The organism is Microbacterium meiriae, from assembly GCF_040702565.1.
Classification (GTDB): Bacteria; Actinomycetota; Actinomycetes; order Actinomycetales; family Microbacteriaceae; genus Microbacterium; species Microbacterium meiriae.
Genome location: NZ_JBFBLJ010000001.1, coordinates 344,517 through 369,905, shown reverse-complemented (window position 1 = coordinate 369,905; position 25,389 = coordinate 344,517). Strand labels below are relative to the sequence as shown.

General features: G+C 71.0%; 25 protein-coding genes and 1 tRNA gene. 12 read left to right on the top strand and 14 right to left on the bottom strand.

Annotated features, from left to right (window positions below; all coding sequences use genetic code 11):
- Positions 1-84 precede the first annotated feature (84 nt).
- Both AB0310_RS01760 and AB0310_RS01755 read right to left on the bottom strand, forming a co-directional pair.
- Positions 85-876 (bottom strand): IclR family transcriptional regulator, encoded by a 792-nt coding sequence (locus AB0310_RS01760; protein ID WP_366236460.1) that lies wholly within the window; start codon positions 874-876, stop codon positions 85-87.
- Positions 877-878: 2 nt separating this feature from the next.
- On the bottom strand, positions 879-1,925 hold the full coding sequence (locus tag AB0310_RS01755) for a 4-hydroxy-3-methylbut-2-enyl diphosphate reductase (RefSeq protein WP_327036737.1): 1,047 nt from the start codon (positions 1,923-1,925) through the stop codon (positions 879-881).
- 100 nt (positions 1,926-2,025) lie between these two features.
- Here AB0310_RS01755 and xseA point away from each other — a divergent pair, with 100 nt between their 5' ends.
- The 6 genes from xseA to AB0310_RS01725 all read left to right on the top strand — a co-directional run bounded on the left by xseA (position 2,026) and on the right by AB0310_RS01725 (position 7,389).
- Entirely contained in the window at positions 2,026-3,303 is a 1,278-nt protein-coding gene (gene xseA / locus AB0310_RS01750) for an exodeoxyribonuclease VII large subunit (RefSeq protein ID WP_268777781.1), read from the top strand.
- Positions 3,304-3,339: 36 nt separating this feature from the next.
- Positions 3,340-3,573: an exodeoxyribonuclease VII small subunit gene (locus AB0310_RS01745; protein WP_187663600.1), complete on the top strand. Its 234-nt coding sequence runs from the start codon at positions 3,340-3,342 to the stop codon at positions 3,571-3,573.
- Positions 3,570-4,214: a DUF4245 family protein gene (locus tag AB0310_RS01740; protein WP_366236459.1), complete on the top strand. Its 645-nt coding sequence runs from the start codon at positions 3,570-3,572 to the stop codon at positions 4,212-4,214. Before AB0310_RS01745 ends, AB0310_RS01740 begins: the two co-directional genes overlap by 4 nt.
- Positions 4,211-4,885, top strand: coding sequence for a carbonic anhydrase (locus AB0310_RS01735; RefSeq protein WP_187663598.1), 675 nt, complete (start codon positions 4,211-4,213; stop codon positions 4,883-4,885). The genes AB0310_RS01740 and AB0310_RS01735 overlap by 4 nt, the downstream gene beginning before the upstream one ends.
- On the top strand, positions 4,882-6,276 hold the full coding sequence (locus AB0310_RS01730) for a class II fumarate hydratase (protein ID WP_187663597.1): 1,395 nt from the start codon (positions 4,882-4,884) through the stop codon (positions 6,274-6,276). The genes AB0310_RS01735 and AB0310_RS01730 overlap by 4 nt, the downstream gene beginning before the upstream one ends.
- Before the next feature lie 276 nt (positions 6,277-6,552).
- Positions 6,553-7,389, top strand: a complete 837-nt coding sequence (locus AB0310_RS01725; protein WP_366236458.1) for a type IV toxin-antitoxin system AbiEi family antitoxin domain-containing protein — start codon at positions 6,553-6,555, stop codon at positions 7,387-7,389.
- A gap of 445 nt (positions 7,390-7,834) precedes the next feature.
- Here the strand turns inward: AB0310_RS01725 and phoH2 are convergent, their stop codons facing one another.
- The 3 genes from phoH2 to AB0310_RS01710 form a co-directional block, all read right to left on the bottom strand.
- A complete protein-coding gene (gene phoH2 / locus AB0310_RS01720; RefSeq protein ID WP_370428680.1) occupies positions 7,835-9,217 on the bottom strand; it encodes an RNA 5'-3' helicase PhoH2 in 1,383 nt (460 codons plus the stop codon).
- Between the two features lie 158 nt (positions 9,218-9,375).
- Entirely contained in the window at positions 9,376-10,506 is a 1,131-nt protein-coding gene (locus tag AB0310_RS01715; RefSeq protein WP_366236457.1) for an aminotransferase class V-fold PLP-dependent enzyme, read from the bottom strand.
- Between the two features lie 34 nt (positions 10,507-10,540).
- Entirely contained in the window at positions 10,541-11,320 is a 780-nt protein-coding gene (locus tag AB0310_RS01710; RefSeq protein ID WP_366236913.1) for an isoprenyl transferase, read from the bottom strand.
- 96 nt (positions 11,321-11,416) lie between these two features.
- Here AB0310_RS01710 and trhA point away from each other — a divergent pair, with 96 nt between their 5' ends.
- Positions 11,417-12,148 carry a PAQR family membrane homeostasis protein TrhA gene (gene trhA / locus AB0310_RS01705; protein ID WP_366236456.1) on the top strand — a complete coding sequence of 244 codons (732 nt, stop codon included), beginning with the start codon at positions 11,417-11,419 and terminating at the stop codon, positions 12,146-12,148.
- Positions 12,149-12,155: 7 nt separating this feature from the next.
- Here trhA and AB0310_RS01700 read toward each other — a convergent pair whose 3' ends face one another.
- On the bottom strand, positions 12,156-12,443 hold the full coding sequence (locus AB0310_RS01700) for a hypothetical protein (RefSeq protein ID WP_259952160.1): 288 nt from the start codon (positions 12,441-12,443) through the stop codon (positions 12,156-12,158).
- 68 nt (positions 12,444-12,511) lie between these two features.
- Here AB0310_RS01700 and AB0310_RS01695 point away from each other — a divergent pair, with 68 nt between their 5' ends.
- Both AB0310_RS01695 and greA read left to right on the top strand, forming a co-directional pair.
- Positions 12,512-12,898, top strand: a complete 387-nt coding sequence (locus AB0310_RS01695) for a DUF4307 domain-containing protein (protein ID WP_366236455.1) — start codon at positions 12,512-12,514, stop codon at positions 12,896-12,898.
- Between the two features lie 97 nt (positions 12,899-12,995).
- Positions 12,996-13,487 carry a transcription elongation factor GreA gene (greA, locus tag AB0310_RS01690; protein WP_136051615.1) on the top strand — a complete coding sequence of 164 codons (492 nt, stop codon included), beginning with the start codon at positions 12,996-12,998 and terminating at the stop codon, positions 13,485-13,487.
- A gap of 66 nt (positions 13,488-13,553) precedes the next feature.
- On the opposite strand, the gene ilvA is transcribed toward greA, so the two are convergent.
- Complete coding sequence (gene ilvA, locus AB0310_RS01685) at positions 13,554-14,783, bottom strand: threonine ammonia-lyase (protein ID WP_187663590.1); 1,230 nt, start codon at positions 14,781-14,783, stop codon at positions 13,554-13,556.
- The gene (locus tag AB0310_RS01680; RefSeq protein WP_187663589.1) at positions 14,780-15,976 is read right to left on the bottom strand and encodes an AI-2E family transporter; all 1,197 of its coding nucleotides are present in this window, start codon (positions 15,974-15,976) and stop codon (positions 14,780-14,782) included. Before AB0310_RS01680 ends, ilvA begins: the two co-directional genes overlap by 4 nt.
- An 85-nt stretch (positions 15,977-16,061) precedes the next feature.
- Between AB0310_RS01680 and AB0310_RS01675 the strand changes: the two genes are divergently transcribed.
- Both AB0310_RS01675 and AB0310_RS01670 read left to right on the top strand, forming a co-directional pair.
- On the top strand, positions 16,062-17,321 hold the full coding sequence (locus tag AB0310_RS01675; RefSeq protein WP_366236454.1) for a winged helix-turn-helix domain-containing protein: 1,260 nt from the start codon (positions 16,062-16,064) through the stop codon (positions 17,319-17,321).
- A complete protein-coding gene (locus AB0310_RS01670; RefSeq protein WP_366236453.1) occupies positions 17,318-18,217 on the top strand; it encodes a hypothetical protein in 900 nt (299 codons plus the stop codon). Before AB0310_RS01675 ends, AB0310_RS01670 begins: the two co-directional genes overlap by 4 nt.
- A 9-nt stretch (positions 18,218-18,226) precedes the next feature.
- On the opposite strand, the gene AB0310_RS01665 is transcribed toward AB0310_RS01670, so the two are convergent.
- From AB0310_RS01665 to AB0310_RS01655, 3 genes are all read right to left on the bottom strand, one after another.
- On the bottom strand, positions 18,227-18,793 hold the full coding sequence (locus tag AB0310_RS01665) for a LemA family protein (protein ID WP_366236452.1): 567 nt from the start codon (positions 18,791-18,793) through the stop codon (positions 18,227-18,229).
- 88 nt (positions 18,794-18,881) lie between these two features.
- Positions 18,882-20,195, bottom strand: coding sequence for an FAD-linked oxidoreductase, L-gulonolactone oxidase family (locus AB0310_RS01660; protein ID WP_366236451.1), 1,314 nt, complete (start codon positions 20,193-20,195; stop codon positions 18,882-18,884).
- Positions 20,192-21,436, bottom strand: a complete 1,245-nt coding sequence (locus tag AB0310_RS01655; protein WP_187663585.1) for an alanine racemase — start codon at positions 21,434-21,436, stop codon at positions 20,192-20,194. Before AB0310_RS01655 ends, AB0310_RS01660 begins: the two co-directional genes overlap by 4 nt.
- 64 nt (positions 21,437-21,500) lie before the next feature.
- Here AB0310_RS01655 and AB0310_RS01650 point away from each other — a divergent pair.
- Positions 21,501-21,573: transfer RNA gene (locus AB0310_RS01650), tRNA-Leu, on the top strand.
- Between the two features lie 4 nt (positions 21,574-21,577).
- On the opposite strand, the gene AB0310_RS01645 is transcribed toward AB0310_RS01650, so the two are convergent.
- The 3 genes from AB0310_RS01645 to AB0310_RS01635 all read right to left on the bottom strand — a co-directional run bounded on the left by AB0310_RS01645 (position 21,578) and on the right by AB0310_RS01635 (position 25,389).
- Positions 21,578-22,432, bottom strand: a complete 855-nt coding sequence (locus AB0310_RS01645) for a cation-transporting ATPase (RefSeq protein ID WP_366236450.1) — start codon at positions 22,430-22,432, stop codon at positions 21,578-21,580.
- A gap of 199 nt (positions 22,433-22,631) precedes the next feature.
- Entirely contained in the window at positions 22,632-23,714 is a 1,083-nt protein-coding gene (locus AB0310_RS01640) for a hypothetical protein (RefSeq protein WP_366236449.1), read from the bottom strand.
- 163 nt (positions 23,715-23,877) lie between these two features.
- The gene (locus AB0310_RS01635; protein WP_313366438.1) at positions 23,878-25,389 is read right to left on the bottom strand and encodes an NAD(P)/FAD-dependent oxidoreductase; all 1,512 of its coding nucleotides are present in this window, start codon (positions 25,387-25,389) and stop codon (positions 23,878-23,880) included.

Here is a 25,389-nt window from a genome sequence, read left to right as displayed (position 1 = left end):
CGCCGTAGGCGATCAGTAGGGCGTTGTCAGCCACTACGTCTTCGATCATAGGGAACCCGCGATGCCCGCACCAGGCCCCGGAATTCAGATGGTGAACTCCGCGTCCGGCCCGTCGGTGTCGAGGGCATCCGCCCCCAGCTGCAGCGAGAACCGCCGCGCCGTGCGTTGCAGGTTCGACACCAGTCGGCGGTTGACGACGGCCCGGTCGGCGGGCAGGGAGACCGCCAGCGACGCCGTGACGCCGGGCGCGATGACGGGCACCGCGACGCACGTCGCGCCGATCGCGTACTCCTCCCGGTCGACCGCCCACCCCGGCGTCTGCTCGAGCTGGGTGAGGAGGGTCCGCCGATCGCTGATCGTCCGCGGCGTGAGCTCTTCGAGCCGGTGCCGGGAGAGGTAGTCCAGGCGATCCTCCTCGGAGAGCGCCGCGAGGATCTGTTTGCCGAGCGCGGTGGCGTGGGCACTGGCGTGCAGTCCCACCCAGAGCTCGATGCGCGGATTCCGCACGGAGTCCACGATGTCGACGAGGTGCATCTCCCCGTCCGCGTATCGGGAGAGGTAGGCCGTGGCGCCGACGTCCTCCGTCACTGCGCGCAGCGCGGCGCGCACCCGCGCCAGGAACACCCCGCGCGAGTCGATCTGCTGCTGGAACGACGGAAATCGGCCTCCCAGCACGAGTCCGTCCGGCTCTGCGCTCAGATACCCCTCATGCACCAGCGTGCGCACGAGGTTGTAGGTCGTTCCCGGCGTGAGTCCCGTGATCGACGAGAGCATCTTTGCCGGAAGAGGCCGTGGGGAGTTCGCGACGATGTCGACGAGGCGGAGCGCGCGTTGCACGGACCCGATGAGGGTCGGCTCCGCCTCCGCGGCGTTCACCGCTACGCACCCCCTCCAGCGGAGGCGCGGCCGCCGAGGGCGCGCGCGTCGCGCTGACCCGCGGCATCCTGACGGAGCTCCTTCGGCAGCGAGAACATGAGGTCCTCCTCCGCCGTCTTGACCTCTTCCACGTCGCGGTACCCGGCATCGCCGATCGCGTCGAGCACCTCGCGCACGAGAACCTCGGGCACCGACGCACCGCTGGTGACGCCCACGGTCTCCACCCCGTCGAGCCACTCCTGGCGGATCTCCTCGGCGTAGTCCACGCGGTAGGCGGCCTTGGCGCCGTACTCGAGGGCGACCTCGACGAGCCGGACGCTGTTGGACGAGTTGGCCGATCCGACCACGATCACGAGATCGGCGCCCTGGGCGACCTTCTTGATGGCGACCTGCCGGTTCTGCGTGGCGTAGCAGATGTCGTCGGACGGCGGGTTGTGCAGCTCGGGGAAGCGGGCGCGGAGCCTGTTCACCGTCTCCATCGTCTCGTCGACCGAGAGCGTCGTCTGCGACAGCCACACGACCTTCGACGGGTCCTTCACCTGCACGGTGTCGGCCTCTTCCGGCGAGTTCACGACGGTGACGTGGTCCGGGGCCTCCCCCGCGGTTCCCTCGACCTCCTCGTGGCCGTCGTGGCCGATGAGCAGGATCTCGAAGTCGTCCCGGGCGAAGCGCACGGCCTCGCGGTGGACCTTGGTGACGAGCGGGCAGGTCGCGTCGATCGCGTGGAGGCCGCGATCCGATGCGGCATTGACGACGGCCGGGGAGACGCCGTGCGCGCTGAAGACGACGTGCGCCCCCTCGGGCACCTCGTCGACCTCTTCGACGAAGATCGCGCCCTTGGCCTCGAGCTCCGTCACGACGTGGATGTTGTGCACGATCTGCTTGCGGACGTACACGGGGGCACCGTAGCGCTCGAGCGCCTTCTCCACAGCGACCACCGCGCGGTCCACCCCTGCACAGTATCCGCGGGGGGCGGCGAGCAGGACGCGCTTGTGTCCGGGCACCGGGTTATCCTGAAGCCGCCCGGCCGCGGCGCGCACTCGTGGGATGCGAGGAGCGGGAAGATGAACGGCAGTCGAAGTCACCCCTCGATTCTACCGTCGCGCGGCTGGACGGGGCCGGTGAGCGCGCGGGCAGGAACGGGAGCAGATGACAGTCTTCGAAGCGGCGACAGGACCGGGCGAGACGCCGCCGGCGGATGCCGTGGCCCCGCGCGACTCCACCGCCCAGGCGCCGACGTCCGTGGCCCGACTGAACGCCACCATCCGCGACTTCGTGGCCCGCTGGAACACGGTCTGGGTCGAGGGCGAGATCACCTCGTGGAACGTCCGCGCCGGGAACGTCTTCGCCCGCCTCAAGGACACCCGCTCCGACGCGCAGATCTCCATCCGCGTCTGGTCGAGCGTGCGCGGCCGCATCCCCGCCGACCTGGGTGTGGGCGATCACGTCGTCGCCGCCGTCAAGGCCGACTACTTCGTCCGCTCCGGCGACTTCAGCTTCGCGGTCTCCGCCATGAAGCACGTCGGGCTCGGCGACCAGCTCGAACGCCTGGAGCGGCTGCGCGTGCAGCTCCGCCAGGAGGGCCTCTTCGACCCCGCCCGCAAGAAGCGCCTGCCGTTCCTCCCCCACGTCATCGGCCTCATCACCGGCGAGCGCTCCGACGCCGAGAAGGACGTGCACCGCAACGCCGAGCTGCGCTGGCCGCAGGTACGGTTCAAGACCGCGTACGCCGCCGTGCAGGGCGACCGCTGCGTGCCGGACACCCTGGCCGCGTTGGCCCGTCTCGACGCCGACCCCGAGGTCGACGTCATCATCATCGCGCGCGGCGGCGGCGACCCGCAGACCCTCCTCGGCTTCAGCGACGAGCGCCTGGTCCGCGCCGTCGCGGCGGCCTCCACGCCGGTGGTCAGCGCCATCGGCCATGAGAACGACCATCCCCTCCTCGACGACGTCGCCGATCTGCGCGCGTCGACGCCGACCGACGCCGCCAAGCGCGTCGTCCCCGACGTCGGGGAGCAGCGCGCGCTCATCGCGCAGCTCCGGTCCCGCGCCACGACGCGCCTCACCCAGCGCCTCTCGCACGACATCGCCCAGCTGGAGCAGCTGCGGTCCCGTCCCGTGCTGCGCTCCCCCGCTCCGATCATCGACACGCGCGCGCAGGAGACCTTCCTGCTCCTCGCCCGTGGCCGCGACGCGGTCACCCGGCAGCTCGACGACGCCGGCCGCCGGACGGGCGAGTTGCGCGCCTCGCTGCGCGCCCTGTCCCCCGCCGCCACCCTGGCCCGCGGCTACGCGATCGCACACCTCGAGGGCGGTGTCATCCTCCGCGATGCAGCCGATGCGCCCGCGGGCAGTGCGCTGACGCTCACGGTGGACCGAGGGTCGTTGGCGGTGCGCTCGGAGGGCGAGATCGCGGAGGACGCCTGAGCGGGAGGCGTCCGAGGCACGACGTAGGATGGAGGAGTGAGCGCCGTGAACGACACCCCCGTGGACACGCTGTCGTTCGAGGCGGCCCGTGACGAGCTCGTGCGGGTCGTCGCCGAGCTCGAACAGGGGGCACCGACCCTCGAGCACTCGCTCGCACTCTGGGAGCGCGGCGAGGCCCTGGCCGCCCGTTGCGAGGAGTGGCTGCTCGGCGCGAAGCGCCGGCTCGAGGCCGCTCGCACCGCCACCGCCGACGAGAGCGACGCGTCATGAGCAAGGGCCCCGCGATCAACGCCGACCTCGGTCGGCCGGAGACACCTGACGAGACCGCCGCGCGCAAGGCCGCGTCGAGCAAGGCCTATCGGTCGAGCCAGACGGTCCGCAATCTCGTCGCCGCCCTCGTGGTGACCCTCGCGGTCGTCGTCGTCATCATCGCGCTCGTCCCCCGCGGTGAGCCGGTCGCGGCGAAGCCGATCGACGTGGCCGCCATCGCCGCCGACGTCGAGTCGTCCATGGGCAGCCCGGCGATCGTTCCCGAGACGGACGAGTTCTGGCGGGTGAACGCGGCGGAACTCCAGAGCGGAGCCCCCGTGGTCTGGGAGGTCACCCTCGCGCCCGCGGCGCAGGATGAGCGCGGATTCATCAAGCTCGCCCAGGCGTTCGACGCCGATGCCTCCTGGGCCCCGCAGCGGCTGAACGGCGTCGCCCCGACCGACACCGTGCGCATCGGCGGCCGGGAGTGGGACGTCTACCAGCCCGGCTCCGCCAGCGCCGAGGCGAACGTCACCTATGCCCTCAGCACCCAGGCCGGCGACGACTATGTGCTCCTCTACGGCTCCCGCTCCGCGGACTCCACCGCCGAGCTCGCGGAGTCGCTCATCCCCCAGATCCGCACCGTCTCGGAGGCCCGATGACCCACCCGCTGACCCCCGCCGCCGCCTGGAAGCAGATGCAGGACGGCAACCGTCGCTTCGTCCGCGACGAGCCCCAGCACCCGAACCAGAACGTCGACCGTCGCAAGGACCTCACCGCGGCCCAGCACCCCGTCGCGACGCTGTTCGGCTGCTCGGACTCCCGTCTCGCCGCCGAGATCATCTTCGACCTCGGCCTCGGCGACCTGTTCGTCGTGCGCAACGCCGGACAGGTGATCGGCGAGTCGATCGTGGCGAGCCTGGAGTACGCGGTCGCCGTTCTCGAGGTGCCGCTCATCGTGGTCCTCGCGCACGACTCCTGCGGTGCGGTGCGTGCCGCCATCGACGGCACGGCCATCGACGCCGACCCGCTCCCCCCGCACATCTGGAAGCTCATCGCGCCGATCGTCCCTGCCGCCCGCAAGGTCCTCGCGGAGAGCGGCGGCGGCACGGTGGCCGACATCGATGCGGAGCTCGTCGGCCGCGAGCACCTGCGCAACACCGTCAACGACCTGCTGCAGTCGTCCGAGATCATCAGCAACGCCGTCGCCGAAGGCCGTCTCGGCATCGTCGGCGCCAACTATCGTCTGGCCGAGGGCGAGGCAGCGCCCGTCGTCACGGTCGGCATCGAAGCCGAGGGGATCGACCCCGCAACCAAGGAGGGTTCGGAATGACCGACACCGAGTACCGCATCGAACACGACACCATGGGTGAGGTGCGAGTGCCCGTGAACGCGCTCTACGGGGCGCAGACGCAGCGCGCCGTGGAGAACTTCCCGATCTCCGGCAAGGGCCTGGAGTCGACGCAGATCGCCGCACTCGCGCGTATCAAGAAGGCCGCCGCCCTGGCCAACAAGGAGCTCGGCACCCTCGACGGCGCCATCGCCGATGCCATCGCGCAGGCCGCCGACCAGGTCGCATCCGGCGCACACGACGGCGAGTTCCCGGTCGACACCTACCAGACCGGCTCCGGCACCTCGTCGAACATGAACATGAACGAGGTCCTGGCGACGCTCGCGAGCCGCATCCTCGGATCGACCGTGCACCCCAACGACCACGTGAACGCCTCGCAGTCGTCGAACGACGTGTTCCCGACCTCGGTGCACATCGCGGTCACCCAGGCGCTCATCGACACCCTGATCCCCGCGCTCGACCACCTCGCGGTCGCGCTCGAGGCCAAGGCGGAGCTCTGGAAGGACGCGGTCAAGTCCGGCCGCACGCACCTCATGGACGCGACGCCCGTCACGCTCGGCCAGGAGTTCGGCGGCTACGCCCGCCAGATCCGTCTGGGCATCGAGCGCGTGCAGTCGGCGCTCCCCCGCGTGGCCGAGGTGCCCCTGGGCGGCACCGCCGTCGGCACCGGGATCAACACTCCCCTCGGATTCCCGCAGAAGGTCATCGAGCTGCTCGCGGCCGAGACCGAGCTGCCGATCACCGAGGCGAAGGACCACTTCGAGGCGCAGGCGAACCGCGACGGTCTCGTCGAGGCCTCCGGCGCGCTCCGCACGATCGCCGTGTCGCTCACGAAGATCAACAACGACCTGCGCTGGATGGGCTCCGGCCCCAACACCGGTCTCGGCGAGCTGCACATCCCCGACCTGCAGCCGGGGTCGTCGATCATGCCGGGCAAGGTCAACCCCGTCGTGCCCGAGGCCGTGCTCATGGTGTGCGCGCGGGTCATCGGCAACGACGCCACGGTCGCCTGGGCCGGCGCCTCCGGCTCGTTCGAGCTGAACGTCGCCATCCCGGTCATGGGCACCGCGGTGCTCGAGTCGATCCGTCTGCTGTCGAACGCCTCGCGGGTGCTCGCAGACAAGACGATCGACGGCCTGCAGGCGAACGTCGAGCGGGCGGCGGCCTTCGCGGGTATGAGCCCGTCGATCGTGACGCCCCTGAACAAGCTCATCGGCTACGAAGCCGCGGCGAAGATCGCCAAGCACTCGGTCGCCAAGGGCATCACGGTGCGCGACGCCGTGATCGACCTCGGCTACGTCGAGCGCGGCGAGCTCACCCTCGAGCAGCTGGACGAGAAGCTCGACCTGCTGTCGATGACCCACCCGGGCTGATCCACGCTCGAAGACGGATGCCGCGAGGACCTCGGTCCCCGCGGCATCCGTCGTTTCCGGCACCGTCCCGGCCCCGTTCCCGTTTTCCGTCCGTCTCGGTTCCCACCTCGGATGCACGACCACGTTCCGTCTGCACGACGGAATCCCCGGATCAGGACTACCCGCGGCTCCGGATCGTGCAGGTGACTCTTCCTCCACGGATCCGCGGACACCCCGGCTCGTCCCCACGACGCCCTTCGGCCCCCGCCGTGACGCCGGAGGACGCAGAATCGGCGAATGCTCGATCCCGTCTCGACCCTTCACCGTCTCGGAGGCATCGCCCGCGGTCGCGACCTCGGGGCTTTCGGAATCTCCCGCTCCGCCTTGTCCCGCGCGGTGCGCGCCGGCCGGATCCATCGGGTCCGCGCGGGGGTGTTCGCCACCCACGACCTCGACGCGACGGTGCTCACGGCGGCTGCCCACGGAGGGGCCATCAGCTGCGGCACCGCGCTACGTGCCCACGGAGTCTGGGTGCTGTCGGAGAGCGATGCGCCGCACGTCTGGCTCGGGCGCAACGGCCGCGCGCACCCGCACATCGAGTGCCGGTGCATCCCGCATCATTTCGAGGGACGCACCCGGTTCGGCATCGTGGCTGTCGAGGACGCGCTCCGGCATCTGCACGCCTGCGAGGGTGACGAGTCGTTCTTCGTCTCGTTCGAGTCCGCCTGGCGCCTGGGTCTGATCGGCAGCGCGTCACGAGCCCGGATCCGCGCCGCGCTGCCCCGGTCCGCGCGTTGGCTCGTGGACTTCGCCCGTTCCGACGCGGACAGCGGTCTGGAATCCCTCCTGCGCCTCCGTCTCCACATCCTCGGCGTCCACCTCGCGACGCAGGTCTCGATCCCCGGTGTCGGCCGCGTCGACTTCGTGGTCGACGGTCGCCTCATCATCGAGGTCGACGGCCGCGAGCACCACGGTGCTCCCGAGATGCGTCACCGCGATCTCTCCCGCGATGCTGCGGCATCGCGACTCGGGTACGAGACGCTGCGCTTCGACTACGCCCAGGTCGTGCACGACTGGCCCATGGTCCAGGCTGCGATCGAAGGGGCTCTGCACCGGGCCCGCGACCGCGTCTGACCGCGGTTCCGCTCGCACGACCCCGTTCCGCCCGCACGGCCCCGTTCCGCCCGCACGGCCCCGTTCCACCTGCACGACCCCGTTCCGCGTGCACGACCCCTCCGGTCCCGGCAGCCGGCCGACGGTGCAGGATCGTGCAGGTGTCGCTACCGACGTCCGAGGGCCCGCGGGACGGATGCACGAGCTGGGTACGCCTGCACGACGGAACACCCCTGATCGACCCACCACTGTCGTCGGATCGTGCATCCGGGAGATCGTGTATCCGACGGGACCGTGTATCCACCCGCTCGTGTGACGTGACGTCTGGACCTCCAGGTGCACGAGCCCGACATGGATGCACGATCGAAGAGGCCGGTGGGGCCAACAGGCGGGACGAGATCGTGCGGCCGGGACGCGATCGTGCGGGCGGGCCCGGGTCGTGCAGAGCCCGCCCGCACGGATCGGGTCAGCTGAGCTCGCCGCCCTCCAGGAGGTCCGTGACGAGGGCGGCGATGGCGGAGCGCTCCGAGCGGGTCAGGGTGACGTGGCCGAAGAGGCCGTGTCCCTTGAGGGTCTCGATGACGCTCGCGATGCCGTCGTGCCGACCGACCCGGAGGTTGTCGCGCTGCCCGACGTCGTGGGTGAGGATCACTCGGGAGTTCTGGCCCATCCTGCTGAGCACCGTGAGCAGCACGTTCCGCTCCAGGGACTGCGCCTCATCCACGATCACGAAGGCGTCGTGCAGGGACCGTCCGCGGATGTGGGTGAGCGGCATGACCTCCAGCAACCCGCGCTCCACGACCTCGTCGATGACGTTCCCGGAGACGACGGAGCCGAGGGTGTCATACACCGCCTGGCCCCAGGGGTTCATCTTCTCCCCCTGGTCGCCCGGGAGGTACCCGAGCTCCTGGCCCCCGACGGCGAACAGCGGACGGAACACGATGATCTTCTTCTGCTGCTGCCGCTCCAGCACGGCCTCCAGACCCGCGCACAGCGCCAGCGCGGACTTGCCGGTGCCCGCGCGTCCGCCCAGCGACACGATGCCCACCTCGGGGTCGAGGAGCAGATCGATCGCGATGCGCTGTTCGGCGGAGCGCCCGTGCATGCCGAAGATGTCCCGGTCCCCGCGGACGAGCCGGAACTCGCCGTCGCCGGTGACCCGACCGAGGGCCGATCCGCGCTCGGAGTGGATGATGAGGCCGGTGTTGACGGGGAGCCCGTGCACGTCCTCACTGATCCCGACCTCGCTCTCATAGAGGTCGCTGATGTCATCGCCGGAGAGGTCGAGGGTGGCGATGCCGGTCCAGCCCGAGTCGACGGCCTGCTCCGCGAGATACTCCTCGGCACGCAGCCCGAGGGACGCCGCCTTCACCCGCATCGGGAGATCCTTCGACACGATGGTCACGTCCTGGCCGTCCTGCGCGAGGTGCATCGCCACGGAGAGGATGCGGCTGTCGTTGTCACTGAGGCGGATGCCGGCCGGGAGCACCGAGAGGTCGGCGTTGCCGAGCTCCACGCGGAGGGTGCCGCCCTCGCCGACCTCCACCGGGAAGTCGAGGCGGCCGTGCTCGACGCGGAGGTCGTCGAGGTGACGCAGCGCCTGGCGGGCGAAGTAGCCGATCTCCGGGTCGTGCCGCTTGCCCTCGAGTTCGGTGATGACGACCACCGGGAGCACCACGGAATGCTCCGCGAAGCGGAAGAGCGCCTGCGGATCGCTCAGCAGGACCGAGGTGTCGAGGACGTAGGTGCGCAGATCCTGATCGGGTTCTGCGGCCGCGGCCTGTCTCGTCGTCTGACGGGTGGACTGCTGCGCGGTGCTGGTGGACTGCTGCGCTGAACGTGTGGTCACGACCCACTCCCGACCCGGGGATTCCCGGCTATTCGAACGAGTCGACCAGGGGGTCACGAGTCGCGAACCTGAGGCCGACCCGACCGGGCGCCTTGCCCGATGCCTTGAAGGTACGACCGCCCGGGCGTTTTCCACGGACAAGACACGCCAGCGATTCGTTACGGGACGATGAACGATTCCTTGCCGAACGCGCCGAGGGTCTCATCGAGCAGTGCGAGGGTCTCGGCGTCGGTGCCCGCGTGCGGTGCGACGCGGATCGACTCGCCACGCGCCGTGACGACCAGTCCGGCGTTCGCGAGGGCCGCCGCGAGCCGAGCGGGTTCCTCCGGTGCGAGGGCGACGATCCCCGCGCGCTCGGTGCGGTCGCGCGGGGAGACGACGGCGATCCCATGGCGGTCGGCGGTCTCGATCACCGCGTCCACCTGCGCGGAGACCCGCTCTTCGATGGCCGCGACGCCGGCGTCCCTGACATCGCGTGCGCCGGTTGAGAGCCGGCCGGCGGCGAGCGTGTCCGGCACGCTGATCGTGTACGCCTTCGCGTCCGGTGCCGGGGCGGGCAGCTCGTCGACGAAGAGTCCGCTCGCCGTCGTCCCGGTGATGCCGGAGAGCACGGGTGCGATGCGCTCGCGCGCCTGCGGCGAGAACCAGGCGAACCCGGTGCCCCGGCCCGCGCGCAGCCACTTGTACCCGTGCCCGACGACGACGTCCGCGACGCTGTAGTCGGCGTCGATCACACCGAAGGACTGCACGGCATCGACGATGAGGAGGCGATCAGGGCCGAGGACGTCACGCAGCGCGGCGAGGTCGGCACGGTAGCCGGTGCGGAAGTCGACGTGGCTGACGGCGAGGGCGACGACCTCGTCGTCGAGGACAGCACTGACGGCGTCGGGAGTGACCCGTCCGTCCTCGGGCGTGATCCACCGTGGTGTGACCACGCGGCCGGACGCGGTCGCCGCGCGCTCCAGAGTGAGGCTCACACTCGGGAACTCCGCCGTGCTCGCGATGACCGCGCCGGAGACCCCGTAGAGCGCGTGCATGAGGCCGTGCGTCGACGACGGCTGCAGCGTGACCTCCGCGGCGTCCGCGCCGAGGAGTTCGGCGATGACCTCCTGCGCCTGCCCGATCCGCTCTCCCACGAGGGCCAGCGACGACGGCCGACCGCTGCCGAGCAGGTCCGCGTCCGCGAACACCTCGGCACGGACCGAGGGTGACACGGGGCCGAACGCCGCCCAGTTCAGGTACCCGGGCTCGGCGTCGAACGTTCCGATGTAGTCGTCGAAGGAGCTCACTGCGTCATTGTGACACGCGCGCGCGGTTCCCGGATCAGCGTCCGAATCGGCGGTCGCGGTCGGCGTAGTCGCGGATCGCGCGGAGGAAGTCGACCTGGCGGAGGTCCGGCCCCAAGGCCTCGACGAAGTAGAACTCGCTGTGCGCGCTCTGCCACAGCAGGAAGTCGCTCAGCCGCTGCTCGCCGCTCGTGCGGATCACGAGGTCGGGGTCGGGCTGGCCGCCCGTGTAGAGGTGCTCCCCGATCATCTCCGGAGTGAGGTGCGCCGCGAGGTCTTCCAGCGTGCCACCCGATGCCTCATGCTTCGTGATGATGCTGCGCACCGCGTCGACGATCTCGTTCCGGCCGCCGTAGCCGACCGCGAGGTTCACGTGCAGTCCGGTGTGGTCCTTCGTCCGCTCCTCCGCGTCGGCGAGCACCCGTGCCAGTTCGACGGGGAGGATGTCGGAGCGGCCGACGTGCTTGACCCGCCAGTTCCCCTTCTGGGATAGCGCCTCGGCGAGCTCCGCGATGATCTCGATGAGATCGGCGAGCTCGGCCGAGTCCCGTTTGCGGAGGTTGTCGCTGGACAGGAGGTAGAGCGAGACGACCCGTACCCCGAGCTCATCGCACCAGCCGAGGAACTCCTGCATCTTGGCCGCCCCCGCACGGTGCCCTTCGGCCGGGGTGTCGAATCCGAGCTGCCGCGCCCACCGGCGATTGCCGTCGATCATCATCGCGACATGGTGCGGAACGGAGGCCGGATCGAGCTGACGACGCAGCCGGCTGGTGTACAGCCGGTACAGCGGTCCCCGCCCCGGGCTCTCGGGTGACATCACCCACCTACGCTACCCTGCCCCGGTCTTCCGCGCCGGTGCAGAACCTGGGGACATGTACGGGGCGGGGCATGCGCAGCCGCTTAGAGTGAGCACGTGAGCACTTCCGACCAGACCGGCGCCGACGTCCCACAGCTGCCGCTGCTCGAAGCCGCGGCCGCCGATGCGGCGACCGAGATCAAACCGACCTGGCGCGGCTGGATCCACGCCGGCACGTTCCCCGTCGCGCTCGTCGCCGGCATCGTCCTCGTCGTCGTGTCGCAGGGCGCCGCGGCGAAGTGGGCCGCGGTGGTCTTCATGGCCACCTCGCTGCTGCTGTTCGGGAACTCGGCCGTGTACCACCGCTTCAACTGGCGGCCGCGGGTCAAGGGCATCCTCAAGCGGATCGACCATGCGAACATCCTGCTGCTCATCGCCGGCACGTACACGCCGCTCGCGACCCTGGCGCTGCCGCCGGCGAAGGGCGTCCTGCTGCTGACGCTGGTCTGGAGCGGAGCCCTGCTCGGCATCCTCTTCCGGGTGTTCTGGATCCACGCGCCGCGCTGGCTCTACGTCGCGCTGTACCTACTGCTCGGCTGGGCCGCGGTGATGTACATCGTCGACCTGCTCGACGCCAACGTCGCCATGATGGTCCTCGTGATCGTCGGCGGTCTGCTCTACACGGGCGGCGCCATCGTCTACGCGCTGAAGAAGCCGAACCCCTGGCCCGGACACTTCGGCTTCCACGAGATCTTCCACGTGTGCACTGTTCTGGCGTTCCTGTGCCACTGGACGGCGTGCCTGCTGATCGCCCTGCACCCGCTGTCGCCGTCGCTCGGCGCGCCCTGAGCCGGGGTCAGCGCTCGCGCGGCCCCTCATCGGACGCGGCCGGAGCTTCCGGTGCGGTGCGACCGTCGTCCGCGGCGTTCTCGGCGGCGCGGGCGGCTTCTTCCGCGTCGAGCTCCTCGCGGACCTCTTCGCGGTACCGCACCCGGCGGATCCGGCGGTTCATGTCCCAGATCAGCAGGATCACGGCGATGAGCACGAAGACGATCACCGCGAAGCCGGCGAAGCCCGGCGTGACCGACTCCGGAGCCACCGTCATCGACGGTGTCGGCATCGGAGTCTCGGAGAGGAAGCGCATGAATCGGCCTTTCGTACGCAGGTCGCATAACCTGGTAACACCAGCCTAACGACCGGAAGACCCCACCTGTGACGACCGCCCTCCAGCTCGACGAACGTTACGGCCGCACCCGCCGCCGTCGGTGGCCGTGGTTCCTCGCCGGGGCCGTCGCCCTGCTCCTCCTCGCCGCCCTCGCCTGGTCCACCGTGAGTCAGTCGATGAGCTCCGTCGATGCCGACGACCTGGGCTTCGAACTCGTGGACGAGCATGCCGTCGACCTCCGCTTCCAGGTCACCGGCGTCCAGGGCAAGGACGTCGTCTGCGTGCTCGAAGCCCTCGACGAGGAGTTCGGTGTCGTGGGCTGGAAGATCGTGGAGGTCCCGGCCGGAGACGCCCACTCGCTCACCCGTGCGGAGCGCATCCCGACCGTCGCGGAGGCCACGACAGGTTTGGTGAACACCTGCTGGGTCGCCTAGACTGATGCCAGACAGACGACGCCCCGGCACCGTGCCGGGGCGTCTTGGCATATCCCCCGCGGCATCTCGGCGGGATCCCGATAGAAGGAGCTTCGTCATGTCCACCGATGCTCAGGTCCCCTTCCTCACGCAGGAAGCCTACGACCGGCTCGTCGCCGAGCTGGAACACCTCTCCACCGTCGGCCGCGACGAGATCGCCAAGCGCATCGAGGCGGCCCGCGAGGAGGGCGACCTCAAGGAGAACGGCGGCTACCACGCGGCGAAGGACGAGCAGGGCAAGCAGGAGGCGCGCATCCGCACCCTGGAGGCGCTGCTGAAGACCGCGAAGGTGGGCGAGGCTCCCGCCAGCCGCGGCATCGTCGAGCCAGGCACTGTCGTGACCGCGGTCGTCGCGGGCGGCGAGGAGGTCTTCCTCCTCGGCAGCCGCGAGATCGCCGCCGCCGGCAGCGACCTCGACGTCTACAGCGAGGCCAGCCCGCTGGGCCAGGCGATCCTCGGCCTCAAGGTCGGTGAGTCCTCGTCGTACGAGGCGCCGAACGGCCGCTCGATCAGCGTCGAGATCGTGAAGGTCGAGACCTACACGGGCTGACGCCTGTTCGTCACGACGCACCCCCTCGACCGCGACGGTCGAGGGGGTGCGTCATATCGGGCGGACTCAGTCCGGGACGACGATGGGCGCGAACCCGGCGCGACGGAGGGTGTCCAGCGTGTGGGCCGAGTGCTCCGCCCCGCGGGTCTCCACGCTCAGTTCGAGGATGACCTCGCTGATCTGGAGTCCGTGGCCGTGACGGGTGTGCATGGCCTCGATGACGTTCGCTCCCGCCTCCGCGATGAGCTCGGACACGCGGGCGAGCTGACCCGGACGGTCGGGTAGCGGGATGCGGATCGTGAGGTACCGCCCGGAGGCGGCGAGGCCGTGCGACACCACCCGCTGCAGCAGGAGCGGGTCGATGTTGCCGCCGGACAGCACCGCCATCGTCGTGCCGGTCGCCGACACGCGTCCGGAGAGGATGGCAGCGACGCCTGCCGCACCGGCCGGCTCGACCACGACCTTCGCCTGTTCCAGGAGCACGAGCATCGCGCGCGCGAGGTCGTCGTCGGAGACCGTGACGACCTCGTCGACGAGTTCCTTGATGATCTCGAACGGCACGGCGCCCGGTCGCGCGACGAGGATGCCGTCCGCGATGGTGGGGCGCGTGACGATGTCGACCGGCTCCCCGGCCGCCAGCGACGGCGGGACGGCGGCCGCGTTCTCCGCCTGCACGCCGATCACGCGGATCGTGCGACCGAGTTCCGCGGCCTTGGCCTTCACCGCTGCGGCGACGCCGGCGATCAGCCCGCCGCCGCCGATCCCGAGGACGACGGTGTCGATCTCGGGCGCATCCTCCAGCAGTTCCAGGCCGAGCGTGCCCTGCCCGATGACGATGTCACGGTGATCGAAGGGATGGATGAGCACGGCACCGGTGCGCTCGGAGAACTCGGCGGCCAGGCGCAGCGAGGTGGCGACCGTCTCCCCCTCGAGCACCACGTCCGCGCCGTACCCGCGTGTGGCGAGGAGCTTCGGAACCGGGACCCCGAGCGGCATGAAGATCGTCGCGGGGATGCCGAGTGCCTGGGCGGCCAGGGCGACGCCCTGTGCGTGGTTCCCGGCCGAGGCCGCCACGACGCCGCGGGAGCGCTCCTCCGCGCTGAGCCGGGAGAGGCGGTAGGCCGCACCGCGGATCTTGAAGGAGCCCGTGCGCTGCAGGTTCTCCATCTTCAGCAGCACCGGGGCGCCGAGCGCATCGGACAGCGCCCGCGAGGGCAGGGTCGGGGTGTGCGAGATCACCTCAGCCAGACTTCGAGCCGCGTCCTGGAACTCGGTCAGGCTGGGGACTGCGCTCATCGATTCCTCCGTCTCCGCTCGCGCGGAACTGTGCTCCAGATCAGGTCTCCGCTCGGCCCGACGCCGGTGCGCCAGGATCCCGAGCTGATGGTCACCGCCGCCACGTTCACGAACGCGGCCAGCGGAACGGCGAAGAGGGCGCCGGGGATCCCCGCGATCATCGCGCCGCCCGCGACCACGAGGACGACGGCGAGCGGGTGCACCTTGACGGCGGAGCCCATCATGATCGGCTGCAGGATGTGACCCTCGATCTGCTGCACGGCCAGCACGACCACGAGCATCCAGAGCGCGATCCACGGGCCGTTGTAGACGAGCGCGAGGAACACGGCGACCGCACCGGTCACGACCGCACCGACGATCGGGATGAACGAGCCGAGGAACACCAGGACGGCGACGGGCAGCGCGAGCGGGACCTGGAGCAGGAAGGCACCGAGGCCGATGCCGATCGCGTCGATCGTCGCCACGAACAGCTGCGTCCTGGCGTAGTTGACGATCGTCGTCCAGCCGTTGCGCGCGGCACCGTCGACAGCGGGACGGGCCTTCCGCGGGAAGATCCGGAGCGTCCAGCGCCAGATACCGGCGCCGTCCGCGAGGAGGCAGATGAGGATGAACAGGGACAGCAGCGCCCCCGTGGCGACGTGCCCCACGGTGGTCCCGATCGCGAGGGCCCCCGTCCAGAGGACCTGCGCCTGCTCGCTGATGAAGTCGAGGCCCTGCTGCAGATAGTCCGCGATCTGCGTGTCCGACAGACTCAGCGGGCCCTCGTGCAGCCAGACCTGGAACTGGTCCAAGGCCTCGGTCGTGCGCTGCTGCACGTCGGGGAGCTGGGCGCGCACCTGCCACACCACGAGCCACATGAGTCCCGTGACGATCGCCGCGGTGCCGATGAGCGAGACGGCGATCGCGAGCCAGCGCGGGAACCCGTGGCGCAGCATCCAGGAGAACGCCGGCCACAGCAGGGCGGTGATGAGGATCCCGACCATGAGCGGGATGACGAGGAGCTTGAGCAGCATCACCAGCCAGATGAAGACGCCGATGGCCGCTGCGATGAGCAGCAGGCGCCAGGCGTAGCTCGCCGTGATGCGCAGAGGCAGCGGCACCGCTTCGTCGGCTTCGGTGGTCACGGTCCGATCGGTCACCACGGGGCGCGGACGGAACAGATCGCGCAGCCGGGGTCGCTGGTCCTCGCTCATCGCCTCAGTCTACGGTCATGCCGTATGCCGTTCGACGCATCTTGCGCGCGGCGACGATGTCGGATACCGGGGATACGCTGGCGGCGTGACCGACACCCTCAGTCCCGCTCAGGCACGCCGGATCGCCCTCGCCGCCCAGGGCTTCACCCGCGCACGTCCGGCCACCGTCTCCGGGCGCCATCTGCACCGCGTGATGGACCGGCTCGGCGTGCTGCAGATCGACTCCGTCAACGTGTTCGCCCGGTCGCACTACCTCCCGCTGTTCTCCCGTCTCGGCGCCTATGATCCCGCGCTCCTCGACCGCCTCTTCCTGTCCCGCACGACCCATTACGTGGAGTATCTCGCCCATGAGGCGACTTTCATCCCCGTCGAGGACTGGCCCCTGTGGCGGTTCCGCATGGACGACTTCCGGCGACGCTGGTCCGCGGAGGACTCCTGGCTCCGCTCGAATGCCCGGACGGTGGAGTGGGTTCAGGACGAGCTTCGCGCGCGCGGACCCCTGCGCCCCGTCGACCTCCGTGCCGATGCCCCGCGCGAGCGCGGCACCTGGTGGGACTGGGACGAGGTCAAGCTCGCTCTCGAGCATCTGTGGCGCACGGGCGATGTGGCCGTGAGCGGGCGCCGGGGGTTCGAACGCACGTACGCCCTCGCCGAGCAGGTCATCCCGGACGGCATCCGGTCCCGGGAGATCCCGCGGGAGGACGCCATCCGCGAGCTCGTCCGGCGTGCGGCGCGCTCCAGCGGCGTCGGCACCGCGGCCGATCTCGCGGACTACTACCGTCTCCGCGACCGCGCTGCGGTGACGGCGGCGATCGCCGACCTCGTGGACACCGAAGAGGTGCAGCCGGTGAGCGTCCGCGGCTGGGAGCGTGGTGGCAGACCTCTCCCCGCCTGGCGGCACCGGGACGCCGTGCTCCCACGCCGGGTCGAGACCGCCGCCCTGCTGACCCCCTTCGATCCGGTGGTGTGGTTCCGGGAACGCGCGTTGCGGGCATTCGAGCTCGACTACCGCATCGAGATCTACGTCCCGGCCGCGAAGCGCCGCTACGGCTACTACTCGCTTCCCGTGCTCGTCGGCGACCGGATCGTGGCGCGCGTCGACCTCAAGGCCGACCGCGGCACCTCGACCCTCCAGGTGCAGTCGGCGTGGTGGGAGCCGCAGGCTCGCCCGGGTGATGCCGAGCCGATCGCCGCGGAGCTCCTGCGGGCCGCGCAGTGGCAGGGCCTCGAGCAGGTGTCGGTCTCCGGGTGGGGCGATGCGACCGCAGCCGTCCACGCGGCGCTCGCCTCGACCGCGCCGGGCGTGGTGCGGCGTCATGTCCACGTGCGCGAGGGTGTCGCATGACCCGTCGTCACCGGTGGCTCCTGGCCGGCCTCGTCGCGGTCGTCGCCGTGGCGGCAGCGGTGTGGTGGGGTGTCTCCACGCTCCGCTCGCCCACCCCGGAAGAGGCCGTGCGGGACTACCTCCGGGCTCTGGAGACGGGCGAGCCGGAGGCGGTCACGGCGACCGGGACCGCGGTGTCCGACCGCGCCCTCGCCGCGTTCGCCGGGGCAGCCTCGACCATCGAGGACGCCCAGGTCACGGGGGTCCGCGACAGCGACGGCGAGGTGTCCGCGACCGTGACGTTCCGGCTCGACGGGGACGAGCACGAGGCCCGGCTGAGGCTGGTTCAGGAGGACGGGCGCTGGGCCGTCGACGCCTCCGGCCTCGGCACGCTCCGCGCCACGACGACGGTCGGGACGGCCGTGCAGGTCGGCGATGCCGTCCTCCCGGTGGCGGAGGATGCGGCGCTGCTGCCTGCCGTGTATCCCGTGGCGGCCGCGCCCCTGACGCTGCTGACGGGGACGACCGAGGCCGTCGTGCTGCCCGGCGGCGACGCCACGGCGACAGTGACCGCCGCGCTCCGCCCCGAGGCGACCGAGGCCGCGCAGTCGCAGCTCGAGGCCTACCTGGAGATCTGCACGGCCGGTGGAAGCGCGATTCCCGAGAACTGCGGCATCCGGATCCCCTGGGGCACGGAGTTCCGAGAGGTCTCCGATGTCGCCTTCCGCGTCGAGCGGTTCCCGATGGTGACCCTCACCCCGACGACGTTCGCCGCCGACGACGGCGTCCTCGAGGCGACGGTGACCGGCACCGGACAGAACGGGACGACGCGGTCGGTCACCTATCGCAGTACCGCATGGAGCGTGCGCGGAGGCGTCGAGATCACCGCAGACGAACTCGCCCTCACCGTGTGGTGAGGGCGAGGATCAGAACTGCACGCGCGGCGGCTCGGAGATGGCGCCGCTGTCGGCGACCTCGAAGAACTCGCGCTCCGTGAAGCCGAGCCCCTTGGCGAAGAGGTTGTTGGGGAACACCTTGATCTTCGTGTTCAGCTCCCTCACCCCGCCGTTGTAGAAGCGCCGCGCGGCCTGGATCTTGTCCTCGGTGTCGACGAGGGCCTGCTGCACCTGCAGGAAGTTCTGGCTCGCCTGGAGCTGCGGGTAGGCCTCGGCCACAGCGAAGAGGCTGCGCAGCGCCTGCTGCAGGTGCCCTTCGGCGATCCCCGCCTCACCGGGGCTGCTGGCGGAGAGGGTCTCGGCACGGGCGCGGGTGACGTTCTCGAACACCGCCTTCTCGTGCGAGGCATAGCCCTTGACCGTCTCGATGAGATTCGGGATGAGGTCGGCACGGCGCTTGAGCTGGACCGTGATGCCGCTCCACGCTTCGTCCACGCGGACGTTCAGCTGCACCAGCGAGTTGTACGTCGCCCAGAGATAGACGCCGACGAGCAGGATCACCCCGACGACGATCAGTACCGGCACGAGCCATTCCATCAGTGCCCCACCCTTTCCCGTGTTTCTCTCATCCTAGACGCGGTGCCTGCACGTGGACTGGGGACGCGGCAGCTCGCCGGCCCGCGCATCAGCTGCCCAGAACCCGCTCCAGGTACCGGTTCGTGAACCGGCGCTCCGGATCGAGGCGGTCGCGCACTGCCACGAAGTCGTCGAAGCGCGGATACCGGTCACGCAGGGTCTCGTGCGTCAGCGTGTGCAGCTTGCCCCAGTGCGGGCGGCCGCCGTGCGCCAGCATGATCTCCTCCACCGCGCCGAAGTACACGGTCGGGTCCGCCCGCCAGTACCGGTGCACCGCGATGTACGCGGTCGCGCGGTCGTGCGCCGTCGAGAGCCAGCGGTCGTCCGCCGCCGCGAACCGCACCTCCACGGGGAATTCGATGCGCCAGCCGCGCTGTGCGATGAGCTCCTGGAGGGCGCGGAACGCCGGCACGACCTCGGCGGCCGGCAGCGCGTACTCCATCTCGCGGAACCGCACGGTCCGACTCTGGGTGAGCACGCGGTTCGACAGGTCGGTGTACTCCCGGTCCCCGGTGAGCCGCACGGCGAGCCGGTTGAACGGCGGCGTGATCGCCGGGACGGCCTGTCCCGCCGCGCAGACGACGCGGTACACGCCGTTGGCGAGAAGGGTTTCGTCCACCCACCGGCCCACGATCGGCAGAGGCTTTCTCCGCGTCGACTCGGGCAGCCGCGATTGCCGCTTGGTCAGTGCCACGTCGGTGTGCGGGAACCAGTAGAACTCGAAGTGGTCGGCCGCGGCGACGCGTTCGTCGATCGTGGAGAGCACCTCGTCCAGGGGCACCGGCTCGTCGATCGCATGCATCACGAACGTCGGCACGCACTGCAGCGTCACCTCGACGATGATGCCGAGCGCACCCAGCCCCAGGGCGACCGCCGGCAGCAGCTCGGGACTGTGCGCCTCATCGATGCGGAGGAACTCCCCGTCTGCGGTGATGAGGGTCACCCCCACCACCTGCGTGGCGAGACCGCCGAAGCCGGCGCCGGTCCCGTGCGTGCCCGTGGAGATCGCGCCCGCGATGGATTGCCGGTCGATGTCGCCGAGGTTCTCCATCGCGAGACCGTAGCGCGCGAGCAGCCCGGGGATGCGATGCAGCCGCGTGCCGGCGAGGAGCGTGACGTGTCCGCTCGCGACGTCCGCCGAGACGAGGCCCTGGAGATCGTCGAGTTCGAGGAGCACACCGGGCGCGACGGCGATCCCGGTGAAGCTGTGACCGGCGCCGACCGCTTTGATCGTCAGCCCCTGCCGCGCCGCTGCCCGCACGGCGCGCTGCACGCCTTCGGGGCTGCGCGGGCGCTCGACCCGGACCGGGCGGACGGACGCCGATCGGCCCCAGTTCTGCCAGGTGCCGCCGATCCTCGTCACAGGAACGCCTTCCCCTCGCCACGATACGTCGGCAGCTCGTCGACGACCTCGTCGCCGGAGACGAGGTGGTAGGCGGCGATGCGCTCTGCCGGTTCACCGCTCTTGGCGTGACGGAACCAGACGCGATCGCCGACGCCCAGGGTCGCGGCGGTCGGCCCCTGCACCGGCGTCTGCACCTCTCCGGCCGCCTCCCGCGGAAGCGTGCGGAGGTTCGCCGGCCACACCGGGCGCGGCTGCCGCGAGGCGACCGCGGGACCGGAGGCGATCCAGCCGCCGCCCAGCACGGTGGCGATGTCCACCGCGGGACGGCGCACGACGTCGAAGGCGAACGCGGCGGCCGGTGCGGGCCGGAAGGACCGGTACCCGTCGAACAGGTGTCCCCCGAGCAGGCCGCTGCCCGCGCTGGCCTCGGTGAGGGACTCGTCACTGCCGCTGAACTCGAGGGAGCCCGTCCCCCCGCCGTTGAGGAACTCGAGCGGCGTCACCGCGCCGACCGCGGAGACGATCGCCGCCCGCCGCTCCCGCAGCTCGTCACGCGACCGGGCCTGGACTCGACGGATGAGCGGCCCATCGGGGCCGGCGTCGCCCTGTCCCGCGATCTGCGCGTCGTACATCTGCAGCCCCACGAGACGGAAGCCGGGGCGCGCCGCGACCTTCCGAGCGAACGCCGCGACTTCACCGGCCGAGAAGAGGGCCGAGCGGCGGACGCCGATGTGTCCGAGCAGCGCCGATCGCCAGGACGCGTCGACGTCGATCGCCACCCGGAGCTCGGGCCGCGCCGAAGGCGCCGCAACGCTGTCGACGAGATCGAGGTGCACCGGGTCGTCGATCATGAGGGTGATGCGCTGCGCCGCCTGTTCGTCGGCGCAGAGCCGTTCGAGGGCGGCCCGGTCGACCGTCGGGTAGCCCAGCACGATGTCGTCGTGCGTCTCCGCGAGCCAGAGGGCCTCCTCCAGCGTGAACGCGAGGATGCCGCGGAAACCCGGGAGGCGCAGCACGGCATCGAGGACCGCACGCACCCGCACCGACTTCGACGCCACCCGGATCGGCAGACCGCCCGCACGGACGAGCAGGTCCATCGCGTTGTAGCGGAGGGCCTCGCGATCGATCACCGCGACCGGCGCCGGAAGATGCCCGGTCGCCGCCGACAAGCGCGGCCAGTAGCGGCCCGGGTCCTCCCATTCGGGGGCGACCGCGGGGCCTCCCGGGACGGGGCTCAGTTCGTCGGTGAGGTCGAGCACTCCCCCACCCTATGGCCTGAGCCCCGCCGGGTCACGACCCCGCCGACGATAGGCTGGCCGCGCGGCCCCCGTAGCCCAATGGCAGAGGCAGGCGACTTAAAATCGCTTCAGTCTGGGTTCGAGTCCCAGCGGGGGCACCCGTCACCGTCCGAGGATGTCGCCGATCCCGGGGATGCCGAGATCACCGAGCCGCTCCCCCCAACCGGTCGCCGCCTCGCCGAGCCCCGACACGGCCTCGCCGGCCGAGCCGAGGATCTCGTCGGCGCCGCCGGCCAGAGCATCGAAGTCGACGCCGGAGGCCAGGGCCTCGAAGTCCACGCCGAGCCCCGCCGCCTGCTCAAGGAGCGGTGCGGCCACGGTGCTCACGACGGCGCCGCCGGCCACGACGCCCAGCACGCCGACCGCCGCGCCGCCCGCAGCGACCGCGGCCCCGCCCGCACCGCCGCCGCGGACACGGGAGAGAAGCCCGCGCAGACGGCCCGGTCGCATCGCCTCGGCCCGTCCGGCCGCGCGCGCGAGGTCGTCAGGGGAGGACGAGCGCGGCTGCTCTTCCGTGGGGAGCTCGGCCCGCATGCGGGCCTCGACGTGCTCCCGCTGCGTCGGCGTGAGGCGCGTGAAGGCCTCGCGATGGATCTGCTCGATCCGGTGGGGGTCGGCCGTCTGCAGGAGGTAGTCGTACCGGGCGATGGCCGCACGGTCCGCCGCGGCGACGTCGCGCCCGCCGGCGGCACCGGGGGCCGGCGGTGGGGCGTACGTGCCCGAGGTGGACGCTCGTGCGCCACCCGGACGGGCGTCCGCAGCCGAGGAGGCGGCAGGAGGCGTGGTCGGGCGCTGCGGCTGGGGGTCCTGGGCTCGGACGGCGTCCACCGCGCCCCGGATCATCCCGCTCCAGTCCGTCGAGGGGCGAGTGCCGTCGCCGGCACGCGCACCGGGGCTTCCGCCCTTCGCATCGATGGCATCGGTGGCGAGGCGGATCAGGCGGGAGAGCTTCGACATGGGGGTCCCTTCGTGGGACGGGCCGCCGTTCTCCGCGACGTCGGGCGACGACAAGGGTTCCGGGCAGCCCGCGATTCGGGTGCCAAGGTCTCCTCCACCCTCGCGGGCCAGCGGGCCGGGGCACGATGACATGCCCGTCATGACGACGTCGCTGCAGACGGGAGTACTCCCCTTGCCTTCGACACACTAGCGAGGCGGCCTATGGATCGGCTCCATGCTCCGGCACGGGGAGGGAGCCGCCGAGGATCCCTGTCATCTCCTCATACAGCGTCTGGAACGCGTCGCGGAGCTCCGCAGCGCCATCCGGTCGCCCCGCGGCCGGTACCGCCTCCGGCAGCGTCCCGAGGGCGAGGGTCGCCGCCGCCTCCCGCGCCACCGCCGCGCCGAAGCCGTCGGACGGCCGACCCCGATCCGATGCCAGGACGAGCTGGTCGCGCAGCACTCCCGCCACCCCGAGGAGCACGGCGGCCGCGCGCAGGTGGCTGCGAGCGACCTCCGTGCCGAGAAGGCGGTCGTGCATCATGCGTGCGAATCGGCGGGCATGCGGCGTCGGAACGTCTCGCCGCGCGCGAAGGCGCCAGCGGTCCGCCGCGCCCGGCACGGCCTCGTAGGAGAGCGGCTCTCCATCCCGCAGATGCACCACCGGGATCGAGGGCGGCGCGAGGAGCGTCTCGCGCTGCCACCAGTCCGCGGGAGCGACCGCGGCGGGGAGGAAGGCGGTGCCCGGAGCGTGCGTCCCCGGCCGGTCGGGCTGCACGAGATCGGCGGTACTGGCGAGCAGAGCGAGGCCGCGTTCCCTCGCGAACCGATGCAGCAGCACTCCCGCAGGGGCGACCTCGCCGACCTGGAGGGAACGCGCGAACTCCGCGGCCTCGGGGAGCGGGAGCACCACGGCGACCGCCGACGGGTCGGGTCCGGGCGGCATGAGCCACGGGCGGCCGGAGAACGCCGCCACCCGGAGGGCGTGCGAGGCGTAGCCGTCTCCGGGGGTGAAGAGTCTCAGGGCCGCCCCGGGCCGTCCGGCGATCGCCTCGTGCACCTGCGCGATGAGACGCGGGTGCGGGCGCACCGCGGCGTCGAGTACCAGATGGTGGGTGGCTCGTCGTGTCCATGGCTGCCACGCCCCGGCCTCGGCGCCGACACCCGCCTCCGTGTTCGTGCGGCTGATGCGGACGAGCGCGCCGTCGAGCTGTTCCGCGAGCCGCTCCGCCCGCTCCTCGTCGCCCGCAGCCGTCTGGATCGACACACTGACGGTCGGCGACTCTCCCCCGTGCGCGCTCACCGGACCTCCTCCCAGCGTCGTCCGGGGGTGCGTGCACACGCCCTTCCCGAGCACCCTGCGAGCGTACAATGTGAGATGTTACGTCGCCAACTCTCGCCGCCCCGCGAACGGAAGAAGGCCCCGGCGCTCACGCGCTCAGGGCCTTCTCCTCAGAACCGGGTGGTCACTTCGCCGCGGCGGTCTCCGCGGAGTCCTTCGACGAAGAGGCCGGAGCCTTCTTGGCTGCGGGCCGCTTCGCGGCCGGCTTCTTGATCTCTGCAGGCGTCTCGGCCGCGGGGGCAGCGGCCGGCTTCTCGGCGGCCGGAGCCTTCGCCGCCGGGGCACCAGACGCCGGAGCAGTGTCCGCGGGTGCGGCGGGACGCGGGCGGGCGGCGAACTCCTCGAAGACGTAGCGAGGGTTCTGCACCGTCTGCAGGTTCACGAGGTCACGGCCCAGCCACAGGTTGTTCCACCAGCCCCAGAGCACGCGCCACTTGCGCTCCCACGTCGGCATCGCGAGGCCGTGGTAGCCGCGGTGCGCGAGCCAGGCGATGAAGCCCTTGAGCGCGATCTTGCCGGACTGGAAGACGCCGTTGTACAGACCGAGGCCCGCGACAGCGCCGAGGTTCTTGTGGAAGTACTCCTTGGGGCTCTCGCCACGGAGCACGGCGACGACGTTCTTGGCCAGGAGCTTCGCCTGACGCACGGCGTGCTGGGCGTTCGGGACGCAGAAGCCGCCCACGCCGCCACCCGAGAGGTCGGGGACGGCCGAGACATCACCGGCGGCCCAGGCGCCCTCGACGAACGCCTCGGCCGTACCGACGCGGAGGTCGGCACGGGTCTGGATGCGACCGCGCTCCTCCACCGGCAGATCGCCGCCGCGCACGACGGTCGGGTTGGCCATGACACCGGCGGTCCAGACGATGACATCCGTCGGGATGACCTCGCCGGTCGAGAGCTCGACGTTGCCGTCGATGGCACCGGTGACCTGTGTGTCGAGGTGGACGTTCGCGCCGCGCTTGGCGAGGTCCTTGAGAACCCACTCGCTCGTCTTCAGCGAGACCTCGGGCATGATGCGCCCCATGGCTTCGATGAGGTGGAAGTGCGTGTCCTCGAAGCTCAGCTGCGGGTACTTGCTCACCAGCGAGGAGGCGAGCGAGCGAAGCTCCGCGAAGACCTCGATACCCGCGAAGCCACCGCCGACGACGACGACGGTCAGCAGGCGGTCGCGCTCGGGGCCGGCCGGGAGGGAGGCGGCCTTGTCGAAGTTCGACATGACCTTGTCGCGGATCGCGACGGCCTCTTCGATCGTCTTGAGCCCGATGGCGTTGTCGGCGATGCCCGGGATCGGGAACGTGCGCGAGACGGCGCCCGCGGTGACGACGATCTGGTCGTACGCGAACTCGTACGGCTCGCCGACGGGCGGCGTGATGGTGGCCACCTTCTGCGCGTGGTTGATGTTCGTGACCTTGGCGGTGAGCACGTGCGTGCGCTTCAGGTGACGGCGGTGCGCGACGACCGAATGCCGGGCCTCGATCGATCCGGCGGCGACCTCGGGGAGGAACGGCTGGTACGTCATGTACGGCAGCGGGTCGACCATGGTCACGTCGGCCTCACCCTTGCGCAGGTGCTTCTCGAGCTTCCACGCGGTGTAGAAACCCGCGTACCCTCCGCCGACGATCAGGATCTTAGGCAC

Excerpts from the sequence above, each read along its gene's own strand:
- AB0310_RS01725 (WP_366236458.1), top strand. The coding sequence starts at position 6,553 with ATGCTCGATCCCGTCTCGACCCTTCACCGTCTCGGAGGCATCGCCCGC.
- AB0310_RS01735 (WP_187663598.1), top strand. The coding sequence starts at position 4,211 with ATGACCCACCCGCTGACCCCCGCCGCCGCCTGGAAGCAGATGCAGGAC.
- xseA (WP_268777781.1), top strand. The coding sequence starts at position 2,026 with ATGACAGTCTTCGAAGCGGCGACAGGACCGGGCGAGACGCCGCCGGCG.
- AB0310_RS01700 (WP_259952160.1), bottom strand. The coding sequence starts at position 12,443 with ATGCGCTTCCTCTCCGAGACTCCGATGCCGACACCGTCGATGACGGTG.
- AB0310_RS01730 (WP_187663597.1), top strand. The coding sequence starts at position 4,882 with ATGACCGACACCGAGTACCGCATCGAACACGACACCATGGGTGAGGTG.
- AB0310_RS01680 (WP_187663589.1), bottom strand. The coding sequence starts at position 15,976 with ATGAGCGAGGACCAGCGACCCCGGCTGCGCGATCTGTTCCGTCCGCGC.
- AB0310_RS01665 (WP_366236452.1), bottom strand. The coding sequence starts at position 18,793 with ATGGAATGGCTCGTGCCGGTACTGATCGTCGTCGGGGTGATCCTGCTC.
- greA (WP_136051615.1), top strand. The coding sequence starts at position 12,996 with ATGTCCACCGATGCTCAGGTCCCCTTCCTCACGCAGGAAGCCTACGAC.
- AB0310_RS01645 (WP_366236450.1), bottom strand. The coding sequence starts at position 22,432 with ATGTCGAAGCTCTCCCGCCTGATCCGCCTCGCCACCGATGCCATCGAT.
- AB0310_RS01670 (WP_366236453.1), top strand. The coding sequence starts at position 17,318 with ATGACCCGTCGTCACCGGTGGCTCCTGGCCGGCCTCGTCGCGGTCGTC.
- ilvA (WP_187663590.1), bottom strand. The coding sequence starts at position 14,783 with ATGAGCGCAGTCCCCAGCCTGACCGAGTTCCAGGACGCGGCTCGAAGT.
- AB0310_RS01740 (WP_366236459.1), top strand. The coding sequence starts at position 3,570 with ATGAGCAAGGGCCCCGCGATCAACGCCGACCTCGGTCGGCCGGAGACA.
- AB0310_RS01710 (WP_366236913.1), bottom strand. The coding sequence starts at position 11,320 with ATGTCACCCGAGAGCCCGGGGCGGGGACCGCTGTACCGGCTGTACACC.